20 protein-coding genes are annotated in these 20,222 nt (G+C 44.9%); 9 read left to right on the forward strand and 11 right to left on the reverse strand.

Translation table 11 applies throughout. The features are described from left to right. Nucleotides 1–96: 96 nt before the first annotated feature. The 6 genes from AAGA51_RS11060 (at nt 97) to AAGA51_RS11085 (ending at nt 6,560) form a co-directional block, all read left to right on the forward strand. Nucleotides 97–1,197, forward strand: a complete 1,101-nt coding sequence (locus AAGA51_RS11060; RefSeq protein ID WP_042483946.1) for an ABC transporter ATP-binding protein — start codon at nt 97–99, stop codon at nt 1,195–1,197. Then, entirely contained in the window at nt 1,194–2,069 is an 876-nt protein-coding gene (locus tag AAGA51_RS11065; protein WP_042483949.1) for a carbohydrate ABC transporter permease, read from the forward strand. The genes AAGA51_RS11060 and AAGA51_RS11065 overlap by 4 nt, the downstream gene beginning before the upstream one ends. 5 nt (nt 2,070–2,074) lie before the next feature. Further along, nucleotides 2,075–2,977: a carbohydrate ABC transporter permease gene (locus AAGA51_RS11070; RefSeq protein ID WP_217995507.1), complete on the forward strand. Its 903-nt coding sequence runs from the start codon at nt 2,075–2,077 to the stop codon at nt 2,975–2,977. Between the two features lie 138 nt (nt 2,978–3,115). Next, a complete protein-coding gene (locus AAGA51_RS11075) occupies nt 3,116–4,429 on the forward strand; it encodes an ABC transporter substrate-binding protein (protein ID WP_042483951.1) in 1,314 nt (437 codons plus the stop codon). Between the two features lie 103 nt (nt 4,430–4,532). Beyond that, nucleotides 4,533–5,531, forward strand: a complete 999-nt coding sequence (locus tag AAGA51_RS11080; protein WP_042483954.1) for a LacI family DNA-binding transcriptional regulator — start codon at nt 4,533–4,535, stop codon at nt 5,529–5,531. Between the two features lie 66 nt (nt 5,532–5,597). Next, nucleotides 5,598–6,560 carry a glycoside hydrolase family 43 protein gene (locus AAGA51_RS11085; RefSeq protein ID WP_042483957.1) on the forward strand — a complete coding sequence of 321 codons (963 nt, stop codon included), beginning with the start codon at nt 5,598–5,600 and terminating at the stop codon, nt 6,558–6,560. A gap of 104 nt (nt 6,561–6,664) precedes the next feature. Here AAGA51_RS11085 and AAGA51_RS11090 read toward each other — a convergent pair whose 3' ends face one another. From AAGA51_RS11090 to fabB, 3 genes are all read right to left on the reverse strand, one after another. Then, entirely contained in the window at nt 6,665–7,678 is a 1,014-nt protein-coding gene (locus AAGA51_RS11090) for an aspartate-semialdehyde dehydrogenase (RefSeq protein ID WP_042483960.1), read from the reverse strand. Further along, nucleotides 7,662–8,807 carry a 4-phosphoerythronate dehydrogenase gene (locus AAGA51_RS11095; protein WP_042483963.1) on the reverse strand — a complete coding sequence of 382 codons (1,146 nt, stop codon included), beginning with the start codon at nt 8,805–8,807 and terminating at the stop codon, nt 7,662–7,664. Before AAGA51_RS11095 ends, AAGA51_RS11090 begins: the two co-directional genes overlap by 17 nt. A gap of 291 nt (nt 8,808–9,098) precedes the next feature. Continuing rightward, nucleotides 9,099–10,310, reverse strand: a complete 1,212-nt coding sequence (gene fabB / locus AAGA51_RS11100; protein WP_042483964.1) for a beta-ketoacyl-ACP synthase I — start codon at nt 10,308–10,310, stop codon at nt 9,099–9,101. Between the two features lie 126 nt (nt 10,311–10,436). Between fabB and mnmC the strand changes: the two genes are divergently transcribed. Then, a complete protein-coding gene (mnmC, locus tag AAGA51_RS11105; protein ID WP_042483966.1) occupies nt 10,437–12,455 on the forward strand; it encodes a bifunctional tRNA (5-methylaminomethyl-2-thiouridine)(34)-methyltransferase MnmD/FAD-dependent 5-carboxymethylaminomethyl-2-thiouridine(34) oxidoreductase MnmC in 2,019 nt (672 codons plus the stop codon). A 65-nt stretch (nt 12,456–12,520) separates the two neighbouring features. Here mnmC and AAGA51_RS11110 read toward each other — a convergent pair whose 3' ends face one another. The 3 genes from AAGA51_RS11110 to AAGA51_RS11120 all read right to left on the reverse strand — a co-directional run bounded on the left by AAGA51_RS11110 (nt 12,521) and on the right by AAGA51_RS11120 (nt 14,100). After that, entirely contained in the window at nt 12,521–13,048 is a 528-nt protein-coding gene (locus AAGA51_RS11110; protein ID WP_042483968.1) for an NADPH-dependent FMN reductase, read from the reverse strand. A gap of 210 nt (nt 13,049–13,258) precedes the next feature. Beyond that, nucleotides 13,259–13,522 (reverse strand): YfcL family protein, encoded by a 264-nt coding sequence (locus AAGA51_RS11115; RefSeq protein WP_042483970.1) that lies wholly within the window; start codon nt 13,520–13,522, stop codon nt 13,259–13,261. Nucleotides 13,523–13,569: 47 nt separating this feature from the next. After that, nucleotides 13,570–14,100 (reverse strand): elongation factor P hydroxylase, encoded by a 531-nt coding sequence (locus AAGA51_RS11120; RefSeq protein WP_042483972.1) that lies wholly within the window; start codon nt 14,098–14,100, stop codon nt 13,570–13,572. A 236-nt stretch (nt 14,101–14,336) separates the two neighbouring features. Between AAGA51_RS11120 and AAGA51_RS11125 the strand changes: the two genes are divergently transcribed. Beyond that, nucleotides 14,337–14,960: a trimeric intracellular cation channel family protein gene (locus AAGA51_RS11125; RefSeq protein ID WP_042483975.1), complete on the forward strand. Its 624-nt coding sequence runs from the start codon at nt 14,337–14,339 to the stop codon at nt 14,958–14,960. A gap of 89 nt (nt 14,961–15,049) precedes the next feature. Here the strand turns inward: AAGA51_RS11125 and aroC are convergent, their stop codons facing one another. Both aroC and prmB read right to left on the reverse strand, forming a co-directional pair. Continuing rightward, complete coding sequence (gene aroC, locus AAGA51_RS11130; protein ID WP_042483977.1) at nt 15,050–16,135, reverse strand: chorismate synthase; 1,086 nt, start codon at nt 16,133–16,135, stop codon at nt 15,050–15,052. 192 nt (nt 16,136–16,327) lie between these two features. Further along, nucleotides 16,328–17,260 (reverse strand): 50S ribosomal protein L3 N(5)-glutamine methyltransferase, encoded by a 933-nt coding sequence (gene prmB / locus AAGA51_RS11135; protein ID WP_042483980.1) that lies wholly within the window; start codon nt 17,258–17,260, stop codon nt 16,328–16,330. Nucleotides 17,261–17,323: 63 nt separating this feature from the next. On the opposite strand from prmB, the gene smrB reads away from it, so the two are divergent. Further along, nucleotides 17,324–17,878: an endonuclease SmrB gene (gene smrB / locus AAGA51_RS11140; RefSeq protein WP_042483983.1), complete on the forward strand. Its 555-nt coding sequence runs from the start codon at nt 17,324–17,326 to the stop codon at nt 17,876–17,878. 136 nt (nt 17,879–18,014) lie between these two features. Here the strand turns inward: smrB and flhB are convergent, their stop codons facing one another. From flhB to fliQ, 3 genes are read right to left on the reverse strand one after another with little or no spacing between them, the layout of a single operon-like run. Then, a complete protein-coding gene (gene flhB / locus AAGA51_RS11145) occupies nt 18,015–19,145 on the reverse strand; it encodes a flagellar biosynthesis protein FlhB (protein ID WP_042483986.1) in 1,131 nt (376 codons plus the stop codon). Between the two features lie 15 nt (nt 19,146–19,160). After that, on the reverse strand, nt 19,161–19,943 hold the full coding sequence (gene fliR, locus AAGA51_RS11150) for a flagellar biosynthetic protein FliR (RefSeq protein ID WP_042483988.1): 783 nt from the start codon (nt 19,941–19,943) through the stop codon (nt 19,161–19,163). Nucleotides 19,944–19,951: 8 nt separating this feature from the next. Continuing rightward, nucleotides 19,952–20,221, reverse strand: coding sequence for a flagellar biosynthesis protein FliQ (fliQ, locus tag AAGA51_RS11155; protein ID WP_042483989.1), 270 nt, complete (start codon nt 20,219–20,221; stop codon nt 19,952–19,954). Nucleotide 20,222 lies beyond the last annotated feature (1 nt).

Below are 20,222 nucleotides of genomic sequence, written 5' to 3' on the forward strand. Positions count from 1 at the left end.
TATAATACTCACCGCTACTAACTAATAATATTAGCTATATTATTAACTCAAACAAAAAAACAACACCCTACAAGTATAAATTCAAAGGACGAACCAATGGCAGCATCGATTGAGATTAAAAATCTAACCAAAGCATATAATGGTTCAATGGTTTTAAATGACATCAGTTTCCATATAAAAGAACGGGAATTTATTGTCTTTCTTGGTCCATCCGGCTGTGGTAAATCGACCCTTTTACGAATGATTGCGGGACTAGAAAACCTTAGTGGCGGCGAAATTTGGATGGACGGAAAACGTCTGGACACATTAGCCCCAGGTCACCGTAACATTTCAATGGTTTTCCAAAACTATGCTCTCTATCCACACATGAGTGTGGAAGAAAACATGACTTTTGGTCTCAAAAACATCGGTACTGAAAAGTCTGTTATTGAGCAACGATTGTCCGAAGCTGCGCGTATTTTGGAAATTGAACATCTGCTAAATCGCAAACCTGCTGAGCTTTCTGGTGGTCAGCGTCAACGTGTTGCCATTGGCCGTGCCATCGTTCGTGAACCGAGTGCATTCTTGTTTGATGAGCCGCTATCTAATCTTGATGCTGCGCTTCGTAGTCGTACTCGCATAGAACTGGCTCAACTTCATCAACGCGTAAACACCACTATGATTTACGTGACTCACGACCAAGTGGAAGCAATGACCCTCGCTGATCGTATCGTCATTCTAAATAACAAAGGTATTGAACAGATCGGTACTCCTATCGAAATTTACCAGCGTCCGGCAAGCAAATTTGTCGCTGGCTTTGTGGGTTCTCCCGCAATGAATTTCTTTGATGTCGATAAAGTAGAAGAGGTAAATGGAAAAGCTGTTATCCACATTGATCAGTTCGCTGCTATTCACTCAACCATCAATACTCACCACTTACCTTTAGGTCAGCGATTTGAAATGGGCATTCGCGCCGAAGATATCGTCATCACTGAAAATGACGAGCCAGCACATGCGACAGGTAAGATAACGTTCATAGAGCGATTGGGCGACCGTACTCTGGTTTACGTTTCATTAAAAAGTGGAAAAATGCTGATTGCAGAAGCAAGTAGTAAGCGTCATCTCCAAACAAATCAGCATGTTGGCTTAAATATCGATTTCGATTCCGTTCATCTGTTTGATGAAAGCGAAAAGGCCTACCACGGAGGTGCACTATGAGCATAACGCAATCTTCCACCAAGGAGCGTTGGGGTAACTTCCTCTTTATCACGCCTTATTTGCTCGTGTTCATTTTTATGATTGCACTACCGCTTTTTTGGGGAATTTACCTAAGTTTTCAGAAAGTTGACCTGTTTGGTCCGGGGAAATTTGTCGGTTGGAGCAATTATGTCCGCCTATTTGACAACAAGATATTCATCCAGACCATCTGGAACACTTGCTACTTTGTTTTACTTACCGTACCAGCCCTCGTTGTCCTTGGCTTAGGTTTGGCGATGGCGCTGAACCAGCAAACCAGAACCGCGAATATTCTGCGTGGGGTATTTTTTGCGTCAACTATTCTATCCGTGACAGTGGTAACACTGATTTGGCGCATCATTTTTATTCCAAATGACGGCTTTATGTCGATGGTATTCAATTGGCTCAATTTGGAAGCTATCCCATTCTTATCGAGCCCAGACTGGGCATTGAAATCTATCGCTATCGCGACAATCTGGTGGTGTTTGGGCTTGCCAATGATTCTGTTTACCGCCGCACTTCAGCAAATACCTAAAGACTTGTATGAGGCAGCGCAACTGGATAACGCCAGCAAATGGACCACATTCCGAAAAATCACTCTGCCATCGATTACCCGCACCATTATCTTGGTAACGATTATCGAAATCGTCATGCAGTTCCAGTTATTTGGTCAAGCGTTGCTTATGACTAACGGCGGACCAAACAACACATCACGATCCATCGTTATGTTCATTTACGATGCTGGTTTCCGTCGCTGGGATATTGGTATGGCTGCTGCGGCTTCGCAAGTCCTATTCCTGATCATCCTCGTGGCTGCAATCGCTCAATTTATGATTAGCCGTAAAAAAGGATAACTTTGATGAGTGCAACAAAAATGAATCTATCTTCAGATATTGCCGACTCATCTGCGGCAAAAAAACAGATAACCTATCAACCGAACTCTCAAAAAACCAACCGTGCAATTCTAGTGCTCACGCTCGTATTGTCACTGATTATGGTCGCGCCGTTTCTTTGGATGCTTGGTCTGAGTTTGAAAGATAACCAAGAGTTGATGTTAGGCACGGATGCGGTTTTCCATTTCCCATACACATTACAAAACTACCTAGACATATTTCGTAGTTCGTCAGTGTTTCACTGGCTAATGAACAGCTTGATCGTATCCGGTTGCATGACGCTGGGTGTGCTGACGCTGTCTTCTTTAGCCGGTTATGCTTTCGCTCGACTCGAATTTCCAATGAAGAAAACACTGTTTGTGATTGTGCTTATGGGCCTAGCAGTGCCTGAGCAAGCGGTTATTATCGCTCGTCATCAGTTGTTTAGTGAATTCCAGCTTCACAACACCTATTTAGGCTTAATTTTGCCCGGCTTATCTGCGCCTTTTGGGGTGTTCTTGATGACGCAATTTTTCAAAGCGATACCAAAAGAAATCGATGAAGCTGCAATCATGGATAACGCCTCTAAGTTTAAGATTTTCTGGAAGGTGTTATTGCCACTCACTATTCCAGCGCAAGCAACATTAGCGATTCTGACATTCTTAACCTCATGGAACGATTACTTCTGGCCGTTGATCTCTGCGACAGACAAATCGATGTACACCATCACGATAGGTATTGCATCGTCGCAAACCAACTTTGCTCAAACGGAAGGTTTAGGCTTCTTAAGTTCGCAAGCGATCTTCTCGGCGATACCCATCATCCTTGTTTACATTTTTTTCCAAAAACACATCGTGACTGCCGTAGCTGGCGGCGCAGTGAAACAGTAGAACTTTCCTGAACAAATAAAACCATCAACATCAGGAAATGACAGATTTGAATAAGCTTTACCGTTACATAAACCGCCTACTCAAGTAAGCCGTATGAATAGGTAAACATTAAACAATAAAATAATAAGGCTTTTAGATATGAAACCCTACATCTCTACATTGTCACTAGCCATTGGCTGTATGCTGTCTGCCGGCAATGCTATCGCAAAAACGGAATTAAACATTCAACGTGTTTTTGGTGCCTGCGAAGCAGAATACGCAAAATCGGTGGATGTCAGTGCGGCAAATGGCGAATGTGGAATCATGACCACTTTGCTTAACAAGTTCGATGCGGAAAACCCAGATATCGACGTACGAGTCACAACTGTTGAATGGCCGGGATATGATCAGCTAACCGCACAAATGGCTTCTCGTACTCCACCTGATGTCGTGACTATGCATAACTCTGTAATTTCTGACTATCAGTCGCGTAACTTAATTGTGCCTATTGACGACTTCTTGAAAATGGAGAATGTCGATAAATCAATATTTACGCCAACAGCGACGGATGGCGTAACCCGTGAAGGCCAGTTTTATGGTCTACCAATCGACACATGGACCATGCTGTACCACGTAAACATGAAGCTGATGAAACAAGCCAATCTGGTTGATAGTGAAGGGAAACCCATTATTCCTAACTCTCCTGAAGAGCTATTAGCTCAAGCAAGACAGTTTAAACAAGCAACAGGTAAACCTTATTTCATTCAGATCCTATCGAATGAAACGGCCTCTTATACGCGTCTTCTATACACTTACCTATTCCAACAAAACAGTGATTTCTTTGCTAACCCAGAAAAAATATCGCTACAAACACCTGAAGCAAAAAACATCGTAAATCTATTTAAAACGATCTACGAAGAAGACTTAACAACCAAAAATATGGACTACCCTGCAACCGTTTCTGCATTTAGTAATGGTCAAGGCGGTATATTGTTGAATGGTAACTGGTTGTTAAGTGCTTACGACGAACAAGCCGCGCAGGCAGACAGTCCTTTTTACAACGCTTATGAAGCCGTGCCTTACCCATTTTTATACAAAGGAGCAAAAGCTCACTACGTAGATGGTCACTCATGGGTTGTACCAAGCAAACGTCGTGATGACGAAAAAGACGCTGCGATAGCCAAACTGTTTAAATTCTTCGCTGAAAATGACGGTCAGTGGGCACGAACAGGACATCTACCAAGCGTATCGAGTGTGCTAAAAGATGAGAAATTCTTGTCACTACCTCACCGCTCAAACATTCTGTCCGTCACGCAAACAGGTCGTGGACTCCCAGCTGGCGTGCAACGTCAATGGGCGCTGCAAGACATTATTGGTGAAGAGTTAGCAGCAGCGATTATGGGTTCAAAAGACGTGGATGAAGCACTTGCTGATGCTGAAAGTCGCATCAATGACGTTTTAAGTAATTTGTAATTACCAACGTCACAACCATGCATCTTTGAAGTTGAGGGACTTTTTCGTCAATGGAAATACCTCAACTCCAAAGAACACAAGTATTACTAGAAGAAGCAGAGCTATGCGAAAGAAAAAAAAGGTCACCATGTTAGATATCGCCACCGCAGTGGGCGTATCACAACCGACGGTTTCCGTTATTTTGAACGGTTCAGACAACGTAAAAGTATCTGAAGAAACCCGAGAAAAAGTGCTCAGTAAAGCAAGAGAACTGAACTATAAGTTCAAATCCAATGTATTACACACTCAATCTCACCGTCGCATAGCACTACTAATCAACAGCATGAACATGCACGATCCGTTTATTAACGCGATCACTGCCGCTAAAGTTCGCGCTTGGGAACTGGATACCATTCTTACGGTGTTCGACTATGAAGACAATGATGAGCTCAAAAACAGCATGTTGTCCTTAATCAACAATAGCGGTTATGACGCTCTGATTGTTGCTTCAAACACACCAGCTCAAATTGAATCAACCATCAGTAGTCAGTTACCAATGCTGTTTCTAAACTGCACGAATCCCCTTTATGTTCAAGACGTTCCGAGTGTTTTGACTTCGGACTTTCTAGGTGGTTATCGCGCTGCCGAGTACCTCGTCAATAAAGGATACAAAGATATCGCCATGATTACCGGTGAAAGCTGGTCAGATTCATCGATCCAACGTTTGCGAGGTTTCCGTCAAGCGCTGACCAACGTTGATATCTTGGTAAATGACAACTGGATAAAAGCGGGTAACTGGTCAGTTAAACAAAGTTATCTAGAAACGGAAAACTTACTTTCACAAGCTAACCGACCTCGCGCCATATTTTGTGCCAGTGATTTAATGGCGATTGGTGTGTATCAGGCACTTGCACATCACAACCTTCGCATTCCTGAGGATGTCGCGGTTATTGGATACGATAACCAGCTCTTGGCGAGTGAACTCACCCCTTCTCTCACCTCTGTTGATTTGCCTTATGACGAAATGGGACGAATTGCGGTAGAGACACTGCTTTCATCAACACCACCAGAAGTCATGATGATGAAAGTTGAGGGTGATTTAATTCCCCGAGAGTCGGCATAAGCATTAATAAGATTACTGGGGCTGCCCCCACGTTGTATTGCCATGATTTCATGGCTAGGAGCCATAATGATTATTAAAAACCCACTGGTTGAGCAAAGAGCCGACCCGTTCGTCTATCTGCACAACGACGGTTATTACTACTTCACTGCTTCGGTGCCAGAATATAACCGGCTGGAGCTTCGTCGAGCTGAACACATTCATCAATTGGCTACAACGACGGAAATCGTTGACGTGTGGCATAAACCAGACACTGGCGCTTACTCTGATCTGATATGGGCACCTGAAATCCACTACATTGACGGTACATGGGCGATTTACTTTGCTGCCGCACCCAATCGTGAAATCGTCAACAATGCGTTTCAGCATCGTATGTATGCCATCACCACACAAAGTGACAATCCTTTAACAGGTGAATGGAGCGAACCAACTCAAGTAGATAGTGGTCTTTCCACTTTCTGTTTAGATGCAACTTGCTACAAACACAATGACCAGTGGTACTACATTTGGGCTCAAAAAGACGCCGTGATTCCGGGCAACTCTTGTCTGTATATCGCGACGATGGATTCACCGACCACACTTTCAAGTGCTCCAGTACTGCTGACTAAACCAGAATTTGATTGGGAAATTCGCGGTTTCTTAGTTAACGAAGGCCCAGCGATTTTGCACCGCCATGGAAAAATTCATCTCACTTATTCCGCAAGTGCAACCGATGAACGTTACTGCATGGGTGTGCTTTCGATTGATGAGAATGCGGATTTGATGAACGCCTCAAACTGGACTAAATATCCAAACCCAATATTTGAAACGGCAGAGGAAAAAAACATCTTTGGACCGGGTCATAACAGCTTCACCACCAGTAAAGACGGCAGCAAAGATTACATGATTTACCATGCTCGTAATTACAAAGGTATCGAAGGCGACCCGCTGTGGGACCCAAACCGTCACGCATGCGTGCAGCCAATTGAGTGGTCGGAAGATGGTTTGCCTATTTGGGGCACACCACAGAAAGAAATTGAATGGGTTGAATAACCTTACCAACCAATAAATAAAAGGGAGTCGTTGTAAAACGACTCCCTTTTTACATCAGTTAGCTGATAAGTTTGTGTTCAATACAGACTTGTCAAAAAGCCAATTTAGAAGTAATCGCGAACCAATACTTCTGCAATTTGCACTGCGTTTGTTGCTGCGCCTTTACGTACGTTATCAGCAACAACCCATAGGTTGATACCACTGTGGTGACTGATGTCGTTACGGATACGACCGACCAACACGTCATCAATACCACCAGCGTCACGAACTTGAGTCGGGAAGTCATTCCCTTCAAATACACGAACACCTTCAGTTTGTTTCAAAAGCTCAATCACTTGGCTTGCATCAATCGGTGAACTGGTTTCAATATGAACAGCTTCTGCATGACCGTAGAACACAGGCACACGAACACAAGTCGGGTTAACCATGATTGAAGGATCGTTGAAGATTTTTTGGGTTTCCCACACCATCTTCATCTCTTCTTTGGTGTAACCGTTATCCATAAATACGTCGATTTGCGGAATACAGTTAAACGCGATTTGTTGGCTGAATGCATTGTTATCAGCTGGTACACCATTAAGAAGTTTTGCCGTTTGACCTGCAAGCTCATCAATACCCGCTTTACCTGCACCCGAAACCGACTGATAAGTAGAAACGTTGATGCGCTCGATACCGACAGCATCATAAATCGGTTTTAATGCCACCAGCATCTGAATGGTTGAACAGTTCGGGTTAGCAATGATATTGCGGTTGCGGAACTCAGCAATCGCTTCAGGGTTAACCTCAGGCACAACCAGCGGCACATCGTAGTCGTAACGGAATTGTGAGGTATTATCGATAACCACCACACCAGCATCCGCAGCAATCGGTGCCCATTTTGCAGATAGGTCACCACCTGCCGAGAACAGCGCAATATGTGCTTGGGACCAATCGAAGTTTTCTACGTTCTGAACCTCAATCGTTTTACCGTTAAAACGGTAAGTTTTGCCTTCGCTACGCTCACTCGCCAACAAGAACAGTTCATCAACTGGAAACTTACGCTCCTTGAGAACTTCTAACATTGTTTCACCGACTGCGCCTGTTGCGCCGAAGATTGCTACATTAAATTGCTGGCTCATTGGTTACCTCAATTCTAAAACCTAATTTCTCTAGCGGTGCTAAGTTGGACAGCTCATCACCAACAAGCGTGATCGCGCTGTATTCGCGTCTGTCCCAATAATTCTTACGCATTAAGTCAAACGCACCCGGTTGACCGATTTCACGACGAAACTGCGCATCGTCTTTTCTTACATCGTAGACGAGTTGAATCAAATTAAATAATGTTGCTTCATCCCAAGCGCGCTCCAGTATGACTTTAGGAATAGGTGCGATTGGCAATAAAGTTGAAGGGTTAGCAAAAGCGCTTGATTCGATATACTCACAATAACTATTAAAAATCATTGTTGTTCCGCGCGCTTTACCTTCTAAGCCATAGCCCGCTACGTGTGGCGTAGCAAACGCTAGCAGTGGCAACAGATCCATATCCACTTGTGGTTCAAACTCAAACACGTCTAGAGCTGCAATAAAGCCGTCTTGCTTTTGCAAACGAGCTTTCAGCGCTGCGTTATCGACGATTGGACCACGAGCAGCGTTAATCAGAATTTGATCGCTTCTCAGGCTCTCAAGTACTTGTTCGTTAATCAGATGATGAGTCGGCCATTCGCCGTCAGTAGTGATTGGTGTATGCAGCGTGATGACATCTGCTTTACTTAATAACTCATCAAGCGGCGTAAACTCGCGAGAGTCTCCTTCTGCCTGCTTCGGTGGATCGTTCAGCAGAACGTTAATACCCATCCCAGTTAAGCATTCAGAGAGGTAAGTACCCACTTGCCCTGCACCAATAATACCAACTGTCTTTTCAAAAATTGAAAAGCCATGTTGCTGCGACAAGACCATCAAGACACTCACTACGTATTCAGCAACGCCAACCTTGTTACAACCCGGTGCAGCGGTAAAGAAAATACCACGTTGCTCAAGTAACGCTTGATCGACATGGTCCATACCAGCTGTTGCCGTACCTACAAATCGTAGTTTATTAGCTTTACTCAATAGCGCTTCATCAACTTTAGTTACTGAGCGAATCATCAGCGCATCTACATCGACTAAATCGTCGGCAGTTAGAGTACGACCGGGTTTAAGGATCACTTCGCCCAATTGGCTGAATAGCTCTTCAGCGTAAGGCATATTTTCATCGATTAAGATTTTCATTGCAGAATTTAACCCTGATTTTAACCATAGGGGGCCTGTTTCCCTTCTATAGCAGGCATTGTGCAAAAAAGAGCGGAAGGTGTCGAGGATAATAGGCTTAAGCCCCAAAAATAAAAATACCCAGTGGCAATAATAGCCACTGGGCAATATCCAGAACAAAAGGATCTCGTCCCGCTCTCCATGGGACAAAGTCAGCGTCTGTTTGATCAGTCAAACTGATCGGTTCTGGAAACCAAAATACCAATCTAAGTAAGTCGTTACTCCAATTGGTATTACCTTACGGTAGGTCTCTTAAGCTTCGTACTTCTTGATTACTAGAGTGGCGTTAGTGCCACCGAATCCAAAGCTGTTTGACATAACTGTTGTTAGCTCTTGCTCACGCATTTCACTTACAATATCCAGACCAGCAGCTGCTTCGTCTAGGTTATCGATGTTAATGCTCGGCGCGATGAAGCCGTGGTGTAGCATTAGAGTTGAGTAAATCGCTTCGTGTACACCCGCTGCACCTAGAGCATGACCTGTCATTGCTTTCGTTGCAGAAATTGCTGGGCTGTTGCCGCCGAACACTTCTTGGATAGCACCAAGTTCTTTCACGTCACCAACAGGTGTTGATGTACCGTGAGTGTTCACGTAATCCACTTTGTCGATGCCTTGCATTGCCATCTTCATACAACGTACAGCACCTTCACCTGATGGCGCAACCATGTCATAGCCGTCAGAAGTCGCACCGTAACCTACGATCTCGCCGTAGATTTTCGCGCCACGAGCAAGAGCATGCTCAAGTTCTTCGATAACAACCATACCGCCGCCACCAGAGATAACGAAACCGTCGCGGTCTGCGTCATAAGTGCGAGACGCTTTGTCTGGTGAATCATTGTATTTAGTAGATAGTGCGCCCATTGCATCGAACATCATAGTCAATGACCAGTCTAGCTCTTCACCACCACCTGCAAATACGATGTCTTGTTTGCCTAGTTGGATAAGCTCCATAGCGTGACCAATACAGTGTGCCGAAGTTGCACATGCAGAACTGATTGAGTAGTTCACACCACGGATTTTGAATGGCGTTGCCAAACATGCAGAAACCGTTGAAGACATTGTGCGCGGTACCATGTATGGACCAATACGCTTCACGCCTTTCTCACGTAGAGTATCAACAGCGATCACTTGGTTCAGTGATGATGCACCACCAGAACCTGCAACGATACCTGTACGATCATTAGAAACTTGTTCAGGAGCAAGACCCGCATCAGCGATTGCTTGTTCCATTGATAGGTAAGCAAATGCCGCCGCATCACCCATAAAGCGCATCTGTTTGCGATCGATATGGTCAGCAGGGTTCATCTTCAAGTTACCCCAAACTTGTGAGCGAAGACCTTGCTCTTTAAATTGCTCAGAGCCTGTGATGCCTGATTTGCCAGCTTTAAGAGACGATAAAACTTCTTCGACGTTGTTACCGATACTTGAAACAATACCCATACCGGTGATTACGACTCGTTTCATGTGACATTCCTATTATTCAATAATTCGTTAAATGATAACGAAGATGGACTTCAAAAGTGGTCAGCTTTCCCATTAATCCGTACAATCTCGACAATATTTCGCCGAATTTGAAAGAATTTTCCTACTATGACATCCATTACTAACGCACAGCTTGGCTGGAATGATGCCGGAACGCCGGTTTCAGACCAGTTCGATGATGTTTATTTTTCAAACGTCAATGGACTGGAAGAAACTCGCTATGTGTTTCTAACACAAAATAATCTTCCTCAAAGATGGCAAGATTATGACCAAAAGCGTTTTGTCATTGCCGAAACAGGATTCGGTACTGGATTAAACTTCCTCGCAGTTTGGCATTGGTTTGAGAAGTTTAGACAGCAAAACCCCGAAGCGATACTACAATCGTTACATTTCATCAGTTTTGAGAAGTTCCCGCTAAGTAAGGCTGACTTAATTAAAGCGCATGAATCTTGGCCTGAACTGGCTGATTACGCACAACAACTCCATGAATTCTATCCGATTGCCGTTCCTGAATGTCACCGTATTGTCTTAGCCGATGGTGCAATTACTCTCGATTTGTGGTTTGGTGACATTAAAGACTGTATGCCAAAAGTGCCAACTCTCAAGCAAGGCATTGTTGATGCTTGGTTTTTAGACGGCTTCGCACCAAGCAAAAACCCTGAAATGTGGAACCAAGAGCTGTTCAATGGCATGGCAAAACTGGCTAAACAAGATTGTACCTGCGCAACTTTCACGGCGGCGGGTTTCGTGCGTAGAGGTTTAATCGAAGCAGGCTTTGATATGAAGAAAGTCAAAGGCTTCGGTACTAAGCGAGAAATGATTGCCGGTAAGCTTAAAGATAAAGCGGCGTACAGCAACATTAAACCTTGGTTCCATGTTGAAGCGACTGACAATCTGCATGACGTTGCGATTATTGGTGGTGGTATTGCCAGTGCTGCTCTTGCAAAAACACTCACAGCAAGAGGTATATCGGTCTCTATGTATTGCAAAGATGAAGCCCCTGCGGAAGGCGCGTCGGGCAATCGTCAGGGTGCAGTATATCCTCTGCTTAATAGCGAACACTCTGGCGTATCACGTGTGTTTGCTCCAGCCTTTTTATTTGCTCGCCAATTTATCGACCAAGCGGCAAAGACCGTTTCGTTTGACCATGACTGGTGTGGCGTGACTCAGCTAATGTGGGATGACAAATCGACCAAGAAACTGGACACCATGTTGAAAGCGGATTTCTCGCCGGAATTGGTATCCAAACATAATGTTGATCAGACCAACCAAATGGTGAGATTGCCGGTAGATGTGGAAAGTCTCTCCTACCCTATGGGCGGCTGGCTGTCTCCTGCTCAGTTAACTCAAGGCTTAATTGCTGAGCTAGAGCAACAAGGTAAGCTAAAGGTTTACTACCAGCACCATGTTGATTCGCTCGACTGGCAAGAGGAAGAAAAACAGTGGCAACTGACCTGTGGAGAGAAAAAGCTCCACCATCAAGCGGTTGTTATTGCCACTGGGCATCTGTTTGATAGCCTGACGCAAACACAATTTGTCCCTCTCGGTAAAGTAAAAGGGCAAGTAAGTCATATCCCAACCAACCACGAATTGCAGCAATTAAACACTGTGCTCTGCTATGACGGTTATATGACGCCTTGTAACCCGAACAATCAACATCACTGTATCGGTGCCAGTTACGACCGTTCACACTTAGATCAAGAGTTTGATCCACAGGCTCAAGTTGAAAACGCTCAGCGCCTCAAAAACTGCTTACCTCAGCAAGCATGGCCAAACAGTGTCGATGTGAGCGAGAACCAATCTCGCCAAGGCATTCGCTGCGTGAGTCGCGATCACCTTCCGTTTGTGGGTAACGTTGGGAACTTTGAAGCAATTACAGAACAATACTCCGAACTAAACGGGATGAGCGAGAGCGACGCTTCTGATATTGCCCAATATCCTCAGTTGTATTCATTACTTGGGTTGGGCTCGCGCGGTTTGAGTTCCGCGCCACTCATGGCTGAACTGCTCGCCTCACAAATGAGTGGTGACCCGTTGCCTCTGCCTAACGATGTGCTTGAAACCCTTCATCCAAGCAGAATGTGGGTAAGAAAGCTGCGCAAAGGGAAAGCGTTAACAGAGAAGTAAATCGGTTCTGCAAACACGAAGAAGCCTCGCAATAGCGAGGCTTCTTTATCAATGCGATTTAAAGATTAAGCAGCCAGTTTTGCTACCGCTTCTTTTAGTTGAGCCGCGATGCTTTCATCAGTTACTACACCGCTTTCCATATCGAAATTGTCGTAGAAGTTTGGTACTGAAACTGTTGCTTTTACGTTGCCACCGAAGTAGCCAGCAGAGCCTGAAGCAGCAGCTAATACTGATGATGCGCCGCCAGGACCAGGTGATGTTGCTAAGTATACCGCTGGTTTATTTTTAAATATTTCACGGTCGATACGAGTCGCCCAGTCAAACAGGTTTTTGTACGCTGCAGGGTAGTGACCGTTGTGCTCAGCAAAAGAGATAACAAATGCATCTGCCTGTGCTAAATCACGTAGGAAGCCTAACGCGCCTTCAGCCTGACCAATCTCTTTTTCAAGATCTTCGCTGAACATAGGTACGTTGTAGTTGTTGATGTCCAGCACTTGAACTTCAGCACCATCAATCAAATTTGCTGTATAAGTTGCCAATGCTTTGTTAATAGAGGTTGAACTGGTGCTTGCACCGAATGCGATAACTTTCATGACGATAATCCTGTGTGCTGTTTTGATGTGATTAGATTAATCTTTGAACACCTTACCCACAAGCCGAATTATTGTATGAGGTCATTCAAAAATTTTGAATGATGCGTTATTCGCGCCTCACCTATCGATGTTTCTCAATGAACAATCAACGCATAAAAAAATAGCAGCGTAATTGCTGCCATCTTTTGTATTTTGTTCTTCGCACTGTGACTAAGCTTGGTTCGATAACTCGTTCCATAAGTCAGACACAATAATACGGTCTGCTGGCGTCAACTCAGAGCGAGCCTCTTCCAAACTTTTTTCAATACGTACTTTTAGCTCAGCGATGTCTTCAATGCCTTCTTCTTCACACGATGCTGCGGATAGTGAAATGTGCCCACGTAAATAACCACCAGCAAACAGTTCATCATCCGATGCAGTGGCAATACGTGTATCAATCAGCTCTAAAAGTTTTTCTTCAAATTCAATAATCATGTTCTATGAATACCTAGTTTTATCAAGACTGTGCAGTTGCGTATGGGTTACTTAATCACAAACTGATCAGCCGTTAGTTCTGGTGTCTGATAAAACGACTGCAATGCCTGAGAAAGCATTTTCACTCGTTCAGGTAATCCATGTTGCAAAATACTCAAGACTTCTTGATGGACTTTCGCCATGAATGCCAGACGGTCTGGTTCAAAATCGCCGCTAAGGTTGTCACAACTTACCGTAAAAGGAAACCCTGCACTGAGCGCCAGTATCCACTCATAAGCTTGGGGACGAATTTCGACTTTCTCGAACTCTGCCTGCACTTGCTCAGAACGACCATCGGGATGATACCAGTAACCAAAATCTTCCAATAAACGACGTTCAGGGCCAGCCACACACCAGTGCGCAATTTCATGCAAAGCAGAAGCATAGAAGCCGCGAGCAAAGATAATCCGGTGATAATCCACCTTATCATCAGCAGGTAAGTAGACAGGCTCGTCACCGCCTAACTCCAGCTTAGTGTTAAACGAACTGAAGAAGGTTTGGTTAAAGATGTCGATCAAATCAGTGTATTGGTGAGACATAACAGCAAGTTCTTGGGTATGCGACGTATGAAGTTAACAACGAGCTGCATTTTCGCGGCTTTTTGCTCTGAGGTAAAGTGCAGGAATGAATGTATTAGTTTTATTTATCTGTAAAACTGATGTCAAAACGCCAAAAAGCGGTCGTATTCCGTTTCATCTGATACTACACTGCGCACCTTTCTCAGCCCCTGATTCATCACGACTCTCAACCAACAATCATTTATAGGTGTAATACTATGCTGCTCAGCGTTTTGTACATTATCGGGATTACAGCGGAAGCCATGACTGGTGCCCTCAGCGCTGGTCGCAAAAAGATGGATTGGTTTGGTGTCATGTTAGTCGCCAGCGCTACAGCTATTGGTGGCGGAACCGTACGTGATATTTTGCTGGGTCATTACCCTCTAGGCTGGGTAGAGAATCCAGAATTTCTTTTGATTACCTGCGTTGCGGGCGTTGTGACAACCGGTGTTTACAAATGGGTGATCAAGCTTAAAGGTCTGTTTATTCGCTTAGATGCTCTGGGTTTGATTGTATTCAGTATTATCGGCACCAAAGTGGCAATGGGCATGGGGCTGCATGAAGTAATCTGTGTGGTGTCCGCGCTGGTAACCGGTGTATTTGGCGGTTTGCTGCGTGATCTGATTTGTCGCCAACAACCTTTGGTATTGCATGACGAGCTGTATGCTTCCGTGGCACTTGTCGCCTCAGTGCTCTATTTAGCATTATTAAAATTTGGGGTGAATGATGTGACCAGCACCATCATTACTTTAGTGGTCGGTTACCTGCTACGCATGGCTGCGGTCCGTTTTAAATGGCGTTTACCGTCTTTTCACCTTGAAGCTGAGAACTCGATTCACTGAACTGGAATAAGTAAACCAGTTTCGCTGCAACTCATAATGCAAAACAAAACGCCCTCAAGTGAGGGCGTTTTTCATTCATAAATCCGAGATTAGATGTGTGGTGTCTCTGTAGTTACACCGTGGTTCTGACCACGATGGCGCAACAAATGATCCATCAATACAATCGCCAGCATAGCTTCAGCAATTGGCACCGCGCGAATACCAACACATGGGTCATGACGACCTTTCGTAATCAGTTGCGTTGGTTCACCAGCACGAGTGATAGTGTCACCCGGAACCGTAATGCTCGATGTTGGTTTAAGTGCAATGTTCGCGATAATGTCCTGCCCCGTAGAAATGCCACCTAAGATACCGCCTGCGTGGTTGCTCTTAAAACCTTCCGGAGAAAGTGGGTCACGGTGCTCACTGCCACGTTGATTGACCACATCAAAACCATCACCGATTTCGACACCTTTCACCGCGTTAATGCTCATCAACGCATGTGCGATGTCTGCATCTAAGCGATCAAATACCGGCTCACCTAAACCGACAGGCAGATTGGTTGCAACCACCTGTATTTTGGCACCGATAGAATCACCTTCTTTTTTCAGGTCACGAATCAGTTGGTCGAATGCTTCCACTTTATCGACATCTGGACAGAAGAAAGCGTTGTTTTCGATTTCATTCCAATCCACTTTATCAATCGAGATATCACCCATTTGTGATAAGTAAGCACGGATCTCAACACCAAATTCTTGCTTCAGATATTTCTTCGCAATACCACCAGCAGCAACGCGCATTGCCGTTTCACGAGCAGACGAACGGCCACCACCACGGTAATCACGAATGCCGTACTTTTGATGGTAGGTGTAGTCAGCGTGCCCTGGGCGGAATTTATCTTTGATTTCTGAATAATCTTTTGAACGCTGATCGGTATTTTCAATCAGTAATCCAATCGACGTTCCTGTGGTTTTTCCTTCAAAAACCCCAGAAAGAATTTTCACTTCATCCGGTTCACGGCGCTGAGTGGTATAACGAGATGTGCCCGGGCGGCGACGGTCTAGGTCGAGTTGTAAATCCGCCTCGCTAATCTCAAGTCCCGGAGGGCATCCGTCTACGATACATCCAAGTGCGATACCGTGACTTTCTCCGAATGTGGTTACTCGGAAATGTTGTCCGATACTGTTTCCTGCCATTACTTCCTCAAATTAGTGCGTTGAAAGTAGGAACGAACCACTTCCAACATACTGATAGCTATTCTTCGTGGATTCATAGTGGCTTTATTACGTTTTGATGTAAAGCCCTTAACCGCATCAAATTGGACAAAAATAGCCAGCCCAAAAATGAAAACGCCGACACTAAGGTCGGCGCTTTGCGAGAGTTCGAAATTAATCGATATAAAGTGCGAAATCTGAGGCACATTCGAGCAGTTGCTGACGTGTAAGCATAAACACACCGTGACCGCCATTTTCAAACTCTAACCAAGTAAATGGAATGTGTGGGTACTGATCCATCATATGAATCATCGAGTTGCCCACTTCACAAATCAAGATACCGTTTTCTGATAGGTAACGTGGTGCATTCGCAAGAATACGACGAACCAGTTTCAAGCCATCGGTACCAGCAGCAAGGCCTAGAGCAGGTTCATGTTTGAACTCCGCAGGCAAGCTATCCATATCTTCCTGATCTACATACGGTGGGTTAGAAACGATAATGTCGTATTGTGATTCTGGTAAATCACGGAACAGATCCGAACGAATCGGGAACACTTGCTGTTCAAGACCATGATCTTGAATGTTTTGCTCTGCAACCGCTAAGGCATCTGTCGAAATATCAATCGCGTCCACTTCCGCTTCTGGGAAAGCATACGCACAAGCAATCGCAATACAACCACTGCCAGTACACAGATCCATAATGCGAGTTGGTTCTTCAACCAGCCAAGGTGAAAATTGTGCCTGAATCAGTTCACCAATTGGCGAACGAGGTACAAGTACACGTTCATCGACAAAGAACTCTAACCCGCAGAACCACGCTTTATTGGTTAAATAAGCGGTTGGAGTGCGGTCTTTAATACGTGTGATAACACGTTCAACAATACGTAAACGCTCGCTAGATGTTAAGCGAGAGTTCAAAGCATGAGGAGGCACGTCGATCGGCAGATATAAGGTTGGCAGCACAAGTTGCACCGCTTCATCCCACGCATTATCCGTTCCATGACCATAAAATAAATTGGCTGCATTAAAACGGCTAACCGTCCAACGAATCATATCCTGAAGGGTGTGAAGTTCCGAAACGGCTTCTTCTACAAAAATCTTATCCAAAATTGCCTCCGAAAAGCGCTACAATACTGCGAATATTGATTAGTAACTGATTAACCAATTCTAATGAGCAAAAAAGACACCGATTACAACGACAATGATTATTTAGACGCTGACGATGATTTTGCAATGTTTCGCGATGCAGTAAAGGGCGTAAAAAAGTTAACGCAGGATACCATAGTCCAACAGCCAAACAGAAATGCTAAACAAAAAGAAATCATCAAAGGTTCACGTGAAGCAAGCGACAGTAATTTTTACTTCTCTGACGAGTTTGTACCGCTACTCAGCGAAGAAGGTCCAACTCGCTACGCTCGCGATGACGTTTCTAAATATGAAGTGAAAAAACTGCGTCGTGGTGTCTACGTACCGGATGTGTTCTTAGATATGCACGGCATGACCCAACAAGAAGCCAAACGTGAACTTGGGGCTATGATCGCTTACTGCGTAAAAGAGAGTGTGCATACCGCCTGTGTGCAGCACGGTATCGGTAAACATATCCTGAAGCAAAAAGTGCCGCTGTGGTTGGCACAGCACCCTGACGTAATGGCATTCCATCAAGCGCCATTAGAGTTTGGTGGCGCTGGTGCACTGCTGGTATTGATTTCTATCCCTGAAAAGTAATCACCCAAAAAAGTAAGCACATTGAGTCTCAATGGGTAAAATGCAACAAAGATACTAGGGCAAGAATGCCCTAGTTTAAGCGTATTGGATATGTTGAGCGCTTTGTGTTGCTTTACCCATTGAGGTTTCCATCCCGCTAATAACGCATATCCGGCGGAATTGGCATCTTCTCTTCTTGCAGTATCGGACGCTGACCGCCTCTACGGCGATATTGTTTAAGCTGGAAAATGTAAGCCAGAACCTGAGCCACCGCCACGAACAAGCCGTCTGGAATTTCCTGTTCTAATTCAGTGGTATGGTATAAGGCACGCGCCAATGGCGGAGCAGGAACAATCATGATGTTGTGCTCTCGCGCCACTTCACGAATTTTCAGAGCCATATGATCAACACCTTTAGCGACCACCACCGGTGCCCTATCGGTATTTTGCTTGTATCGCAATGCAACGGAGAAGTGATCTGGGTTAGTAATGATAACGTCGGCTTGTGGTACTTCTGCCATCATACGGCGCTGAGCAGCTTCACGTTGCAGCATCCGGATACGGCCCTTAACTTCCGGTTTACCTTCTGTATCTTTGTACTCATCTTTCACTTCTTGCTTGGTCATTTTCAACTGGTTGGCGTGTTGCCAAATCTGGAAAGGTATATCAATCGCGACAACCACCAGCAATGAACAGCTAATCAGCAGGACGAAGTTAAGTAAGATATCCAACGCATGAAAGATATTCTGCGGGAACACATCCAGGCTCAGCTGAAACAGATCGTGCTTCGAGCGGTCAATTAAGGTAAACGCCACTCCGGCGACTAAAGAAACCTTTAATATCGACTTGATCAGCTCAACCCAGCTTTGCAAACCAAACATTCGCTTGAAGCCACTGAGCGGATTCAGTTTCGAAAACTTTGGCATTGCCGCTTCCACAGAGAAATTCACACCGCCTACGCCAGCAGCGCCAATAAAAGCAGCAATAAACAGAGTAATCAGCACCAACAAAAGCGGGAGAAGAAGATTAACGAGAGCCGATGACGCAATATCAAACAGTTTGCCTAGATCGAAAATCTCCTCTCGGCTCAAACTGAACAAACGTCTCATTGAGGCAAAAAGTCCGCCTGCTAACGCATCTCCGAACCACATCAGAGACACTGCGCCAACCACTAATACCGATACAGAAGCCAGCTCCTTCGAACGCGCAACCTGACCTTTTTCTTTGGCCTGTTGCAGCCTTCTGGGCGTGGCGTCTTCGGTCCTTTCTTGACCGTCTGATTCTGCCAACTCAGCCTCCTAAAGCTAACAATCTAATCGGATAAGGCTGCAAACCTGTTGCTCGCCTTGCAACCAATAGAGTTCGTAATGAGTATAAAGACCACTGATGATAAACCAACAAAGCAGTAAGCCGACCATCAAGGCAAACGCAAAACCCAAAGAGAAAATGTTCAACTGCGGTGCAGCACGGGTCATAACACCAAATGACAAATTCACCGTCAGCAACGCGATGATGCCTGACAGCGACATACTTAACGCAACTTTAAATATAGTCCCGAACCAGAGTGCCATCTGCTGGAAATCTAAATTGTTCAGCCCCGGCTCTCCAATGGGTAAGCTTTTAAAGCTAAACGCCAGCAATTGAATCATCTTTAAATGCCCATCACTGGCAAGAAAGAACATAGTGGCTAAGAACATGAACAACTGACCAAGCAACGGCGTATTCTGACCGTTGGCTGGGTCCACCATGGATGCGAAACCTAAGCTCGATTGCATACCTAGAATCTGGCCGAGCATAACGAAAGTTTGAATAATAAACTGCGTTACCATCCCCATGGAGACACCAATGACCAACTGCTCCAAAGTAATCATAAATCCTTGAAGAGAAAGCAGTTGAATGTTGTCCGGTACCGCTGGAATAGCGGGCATAAGCGCTAAGGTTAAGGCTAAGCCGAAATAGAGACGAATTCGTGCAGAAACAAATCGAGCACCCGTTACCGTCATTACCATCAGCATCGCGGAGATGCGCGTATATGGCCAAAAATAATTGGCGATAAAATCAAGGACGACAGTGGCTGGATACTCCATGTTTGCTCCTAGTAGAGAACTTGAGGCAAACGCTCAATCATGGAATAAAAGAAATCCATCTGCATTTGCACCATCCAGTGGGCAAACGCCATCAAAGCCAGCAGTGTGACGATCAAACGCGGCAAAAAGCTCAGCGTCTGTTCGTTGATTGACGTAGCGGCCTGAAAAATTGCGACAACCAGACCCACCAGCAGACTCGGAATGATGATGGCACACACCATAATGAGTACCATCCATAACGCGTCACGAAAGAGTTCAACAAATATTTCAGGTGTCATG

Source organism: Vibrio diazotrophicus, from assembly GCF_038452265.1.
Lineage (GTDB): Bacteria > Pseudomonadota > Gammaproteobacteria > Enterobacterales > Vibrionaceae > Vibrio > Vibrio diazotrophicus.

What these genes read in the sequence shown, in the direction of transcription:
- AAGA51_RS11095 (WP_042483963.1), bottom strand. Translation starts at nt 8,807, where the DNA reads ATGAAAATCTTAATCGATGAAAATATGCCTTACGCTGAAGAGCTATTC.
- AAGA51_RS11065 (WP_042483949.1), top strand. Translation starts at nt 1,194, where the DNA reads ATGAGCATAACGCAATCTTCCACCAAGGAGCGTTGGGGTAACTTCCTC.
- fliR (WP_042483988.1), bottom strand. Translation starts at nt 19,943, where the DNA reads ATGGAGTATCCAGCCACTGTCGTCCTTGATTTTATCGCCAATTATTTT.
- mnmC (WP_042483966.1), top strand. Translation starts at nt 10,437, where the DNA reads ATGACATCCATTACTAACGCACAGCTTGGCTGGAATGATGCCGGAACG.
- AAGA51_RS11085 (WP_042483957.1), top strand. Translation starts at nt 5,598, where the DNA reads ATGATTATTAAAAACCCACTGGTTGAGCAAAGAGCCGACCCGTTCGTC.
- AAGA51_RS11115 (WP_042483970.1), bottom strand. Translation starts at nt 13,522, where the DNA reads ATGATTATTGAATTTGAAGAAAAACTTTTAGAGCTGATTGATACACGT.
- smrB (WP_042483983.1), top strand. Translation starts at nt 17,324, where the DNA reads ATGAGCAAAAAAGACACCGATTACAACGACAATGATTATTTAGACGCT.
- fliQ (WP_042483989.1), bottom strand. Translation starts at nt 20,221, where the DNA reads ATGACACCTGAAATATTTGTTGAACTCTTTCGTGACGCGTTATGGATG.
- fabB (WP_042483964.1), bottom strand. Translation starts at nt 10,310, where the DNA reads ATGAAACGAGTCGTAATCACCGGTATGGGTATTGTTTCAAGTATCGGT.
- AAGA51_RS11125 (WP_042483975.1), top strand. Translation starts at nt 14,337, where the DNA reads ATGCTGCTCAGCGTTTTGTACATTATCGGGATTACAGCGGAAGCCATG.
- AAGA51_RS11060 (WP_042483946.1), top strand. Translation starts at nt 97, where the DNA reads ATGGCAGCATCGATTGAGATTAAAAATCTAACCAAAGCATATAATGGT.
- AAGA51_RS11080 (WP_042483954.1), top strand. Translation starts at nt 4,533, where the DNA reads ATGCGAAAGAAAAAAAAGGTCACCATGTTAGATATCGCCACCGCAGTG.
- AAGA51_RS11075 (WP_042483951.1), top strand. Translation starts at nt 3,116, where the DNA reads ATGAAACCCTACATCTCTACATTGTCACTAGCCATTGGCTGTATGCTG.
- AAGA51_RS11120 (WP_042483972.1), bottom strand. Translation starts at nt 14,100, where the DNA reads ATGTCTCACCAATACACTGATTTGATCGACATCTTTAACCAAACCTTC.
- AAGA51_RS11070 (WP_217995507.1), top strand. Translation starts at nt 2,075, where the DNA reads ATGAGTGCAACAAAAATGAATCTATCTTCAGATATTGCCGACTCATCT.
- aroC (WP_042483977.1), bottom strand. Translation starts at nt 16,135, where the DNA reads ATGGCAGGAAACAGTATCGGACAACATTTCCGAGTAACCACATTCGGA.
- AAGA51_RS11110 (WP_042483968.1), bottom strand. Translation starts at nt 13,048, where the DNA reads ATGAAAGTTATCGCATTCGGTGCAAGCACCAGTTCAACCTCTATTAAC.
- AAGA51_RS11090 (WP_042483960.1), bottom strand. Translation starts at nt 7,678, where the DNA reads ATGAGCCAGCAATTTAATGTAGCAATCTTCGGCGCAACAGGCGCAGTC.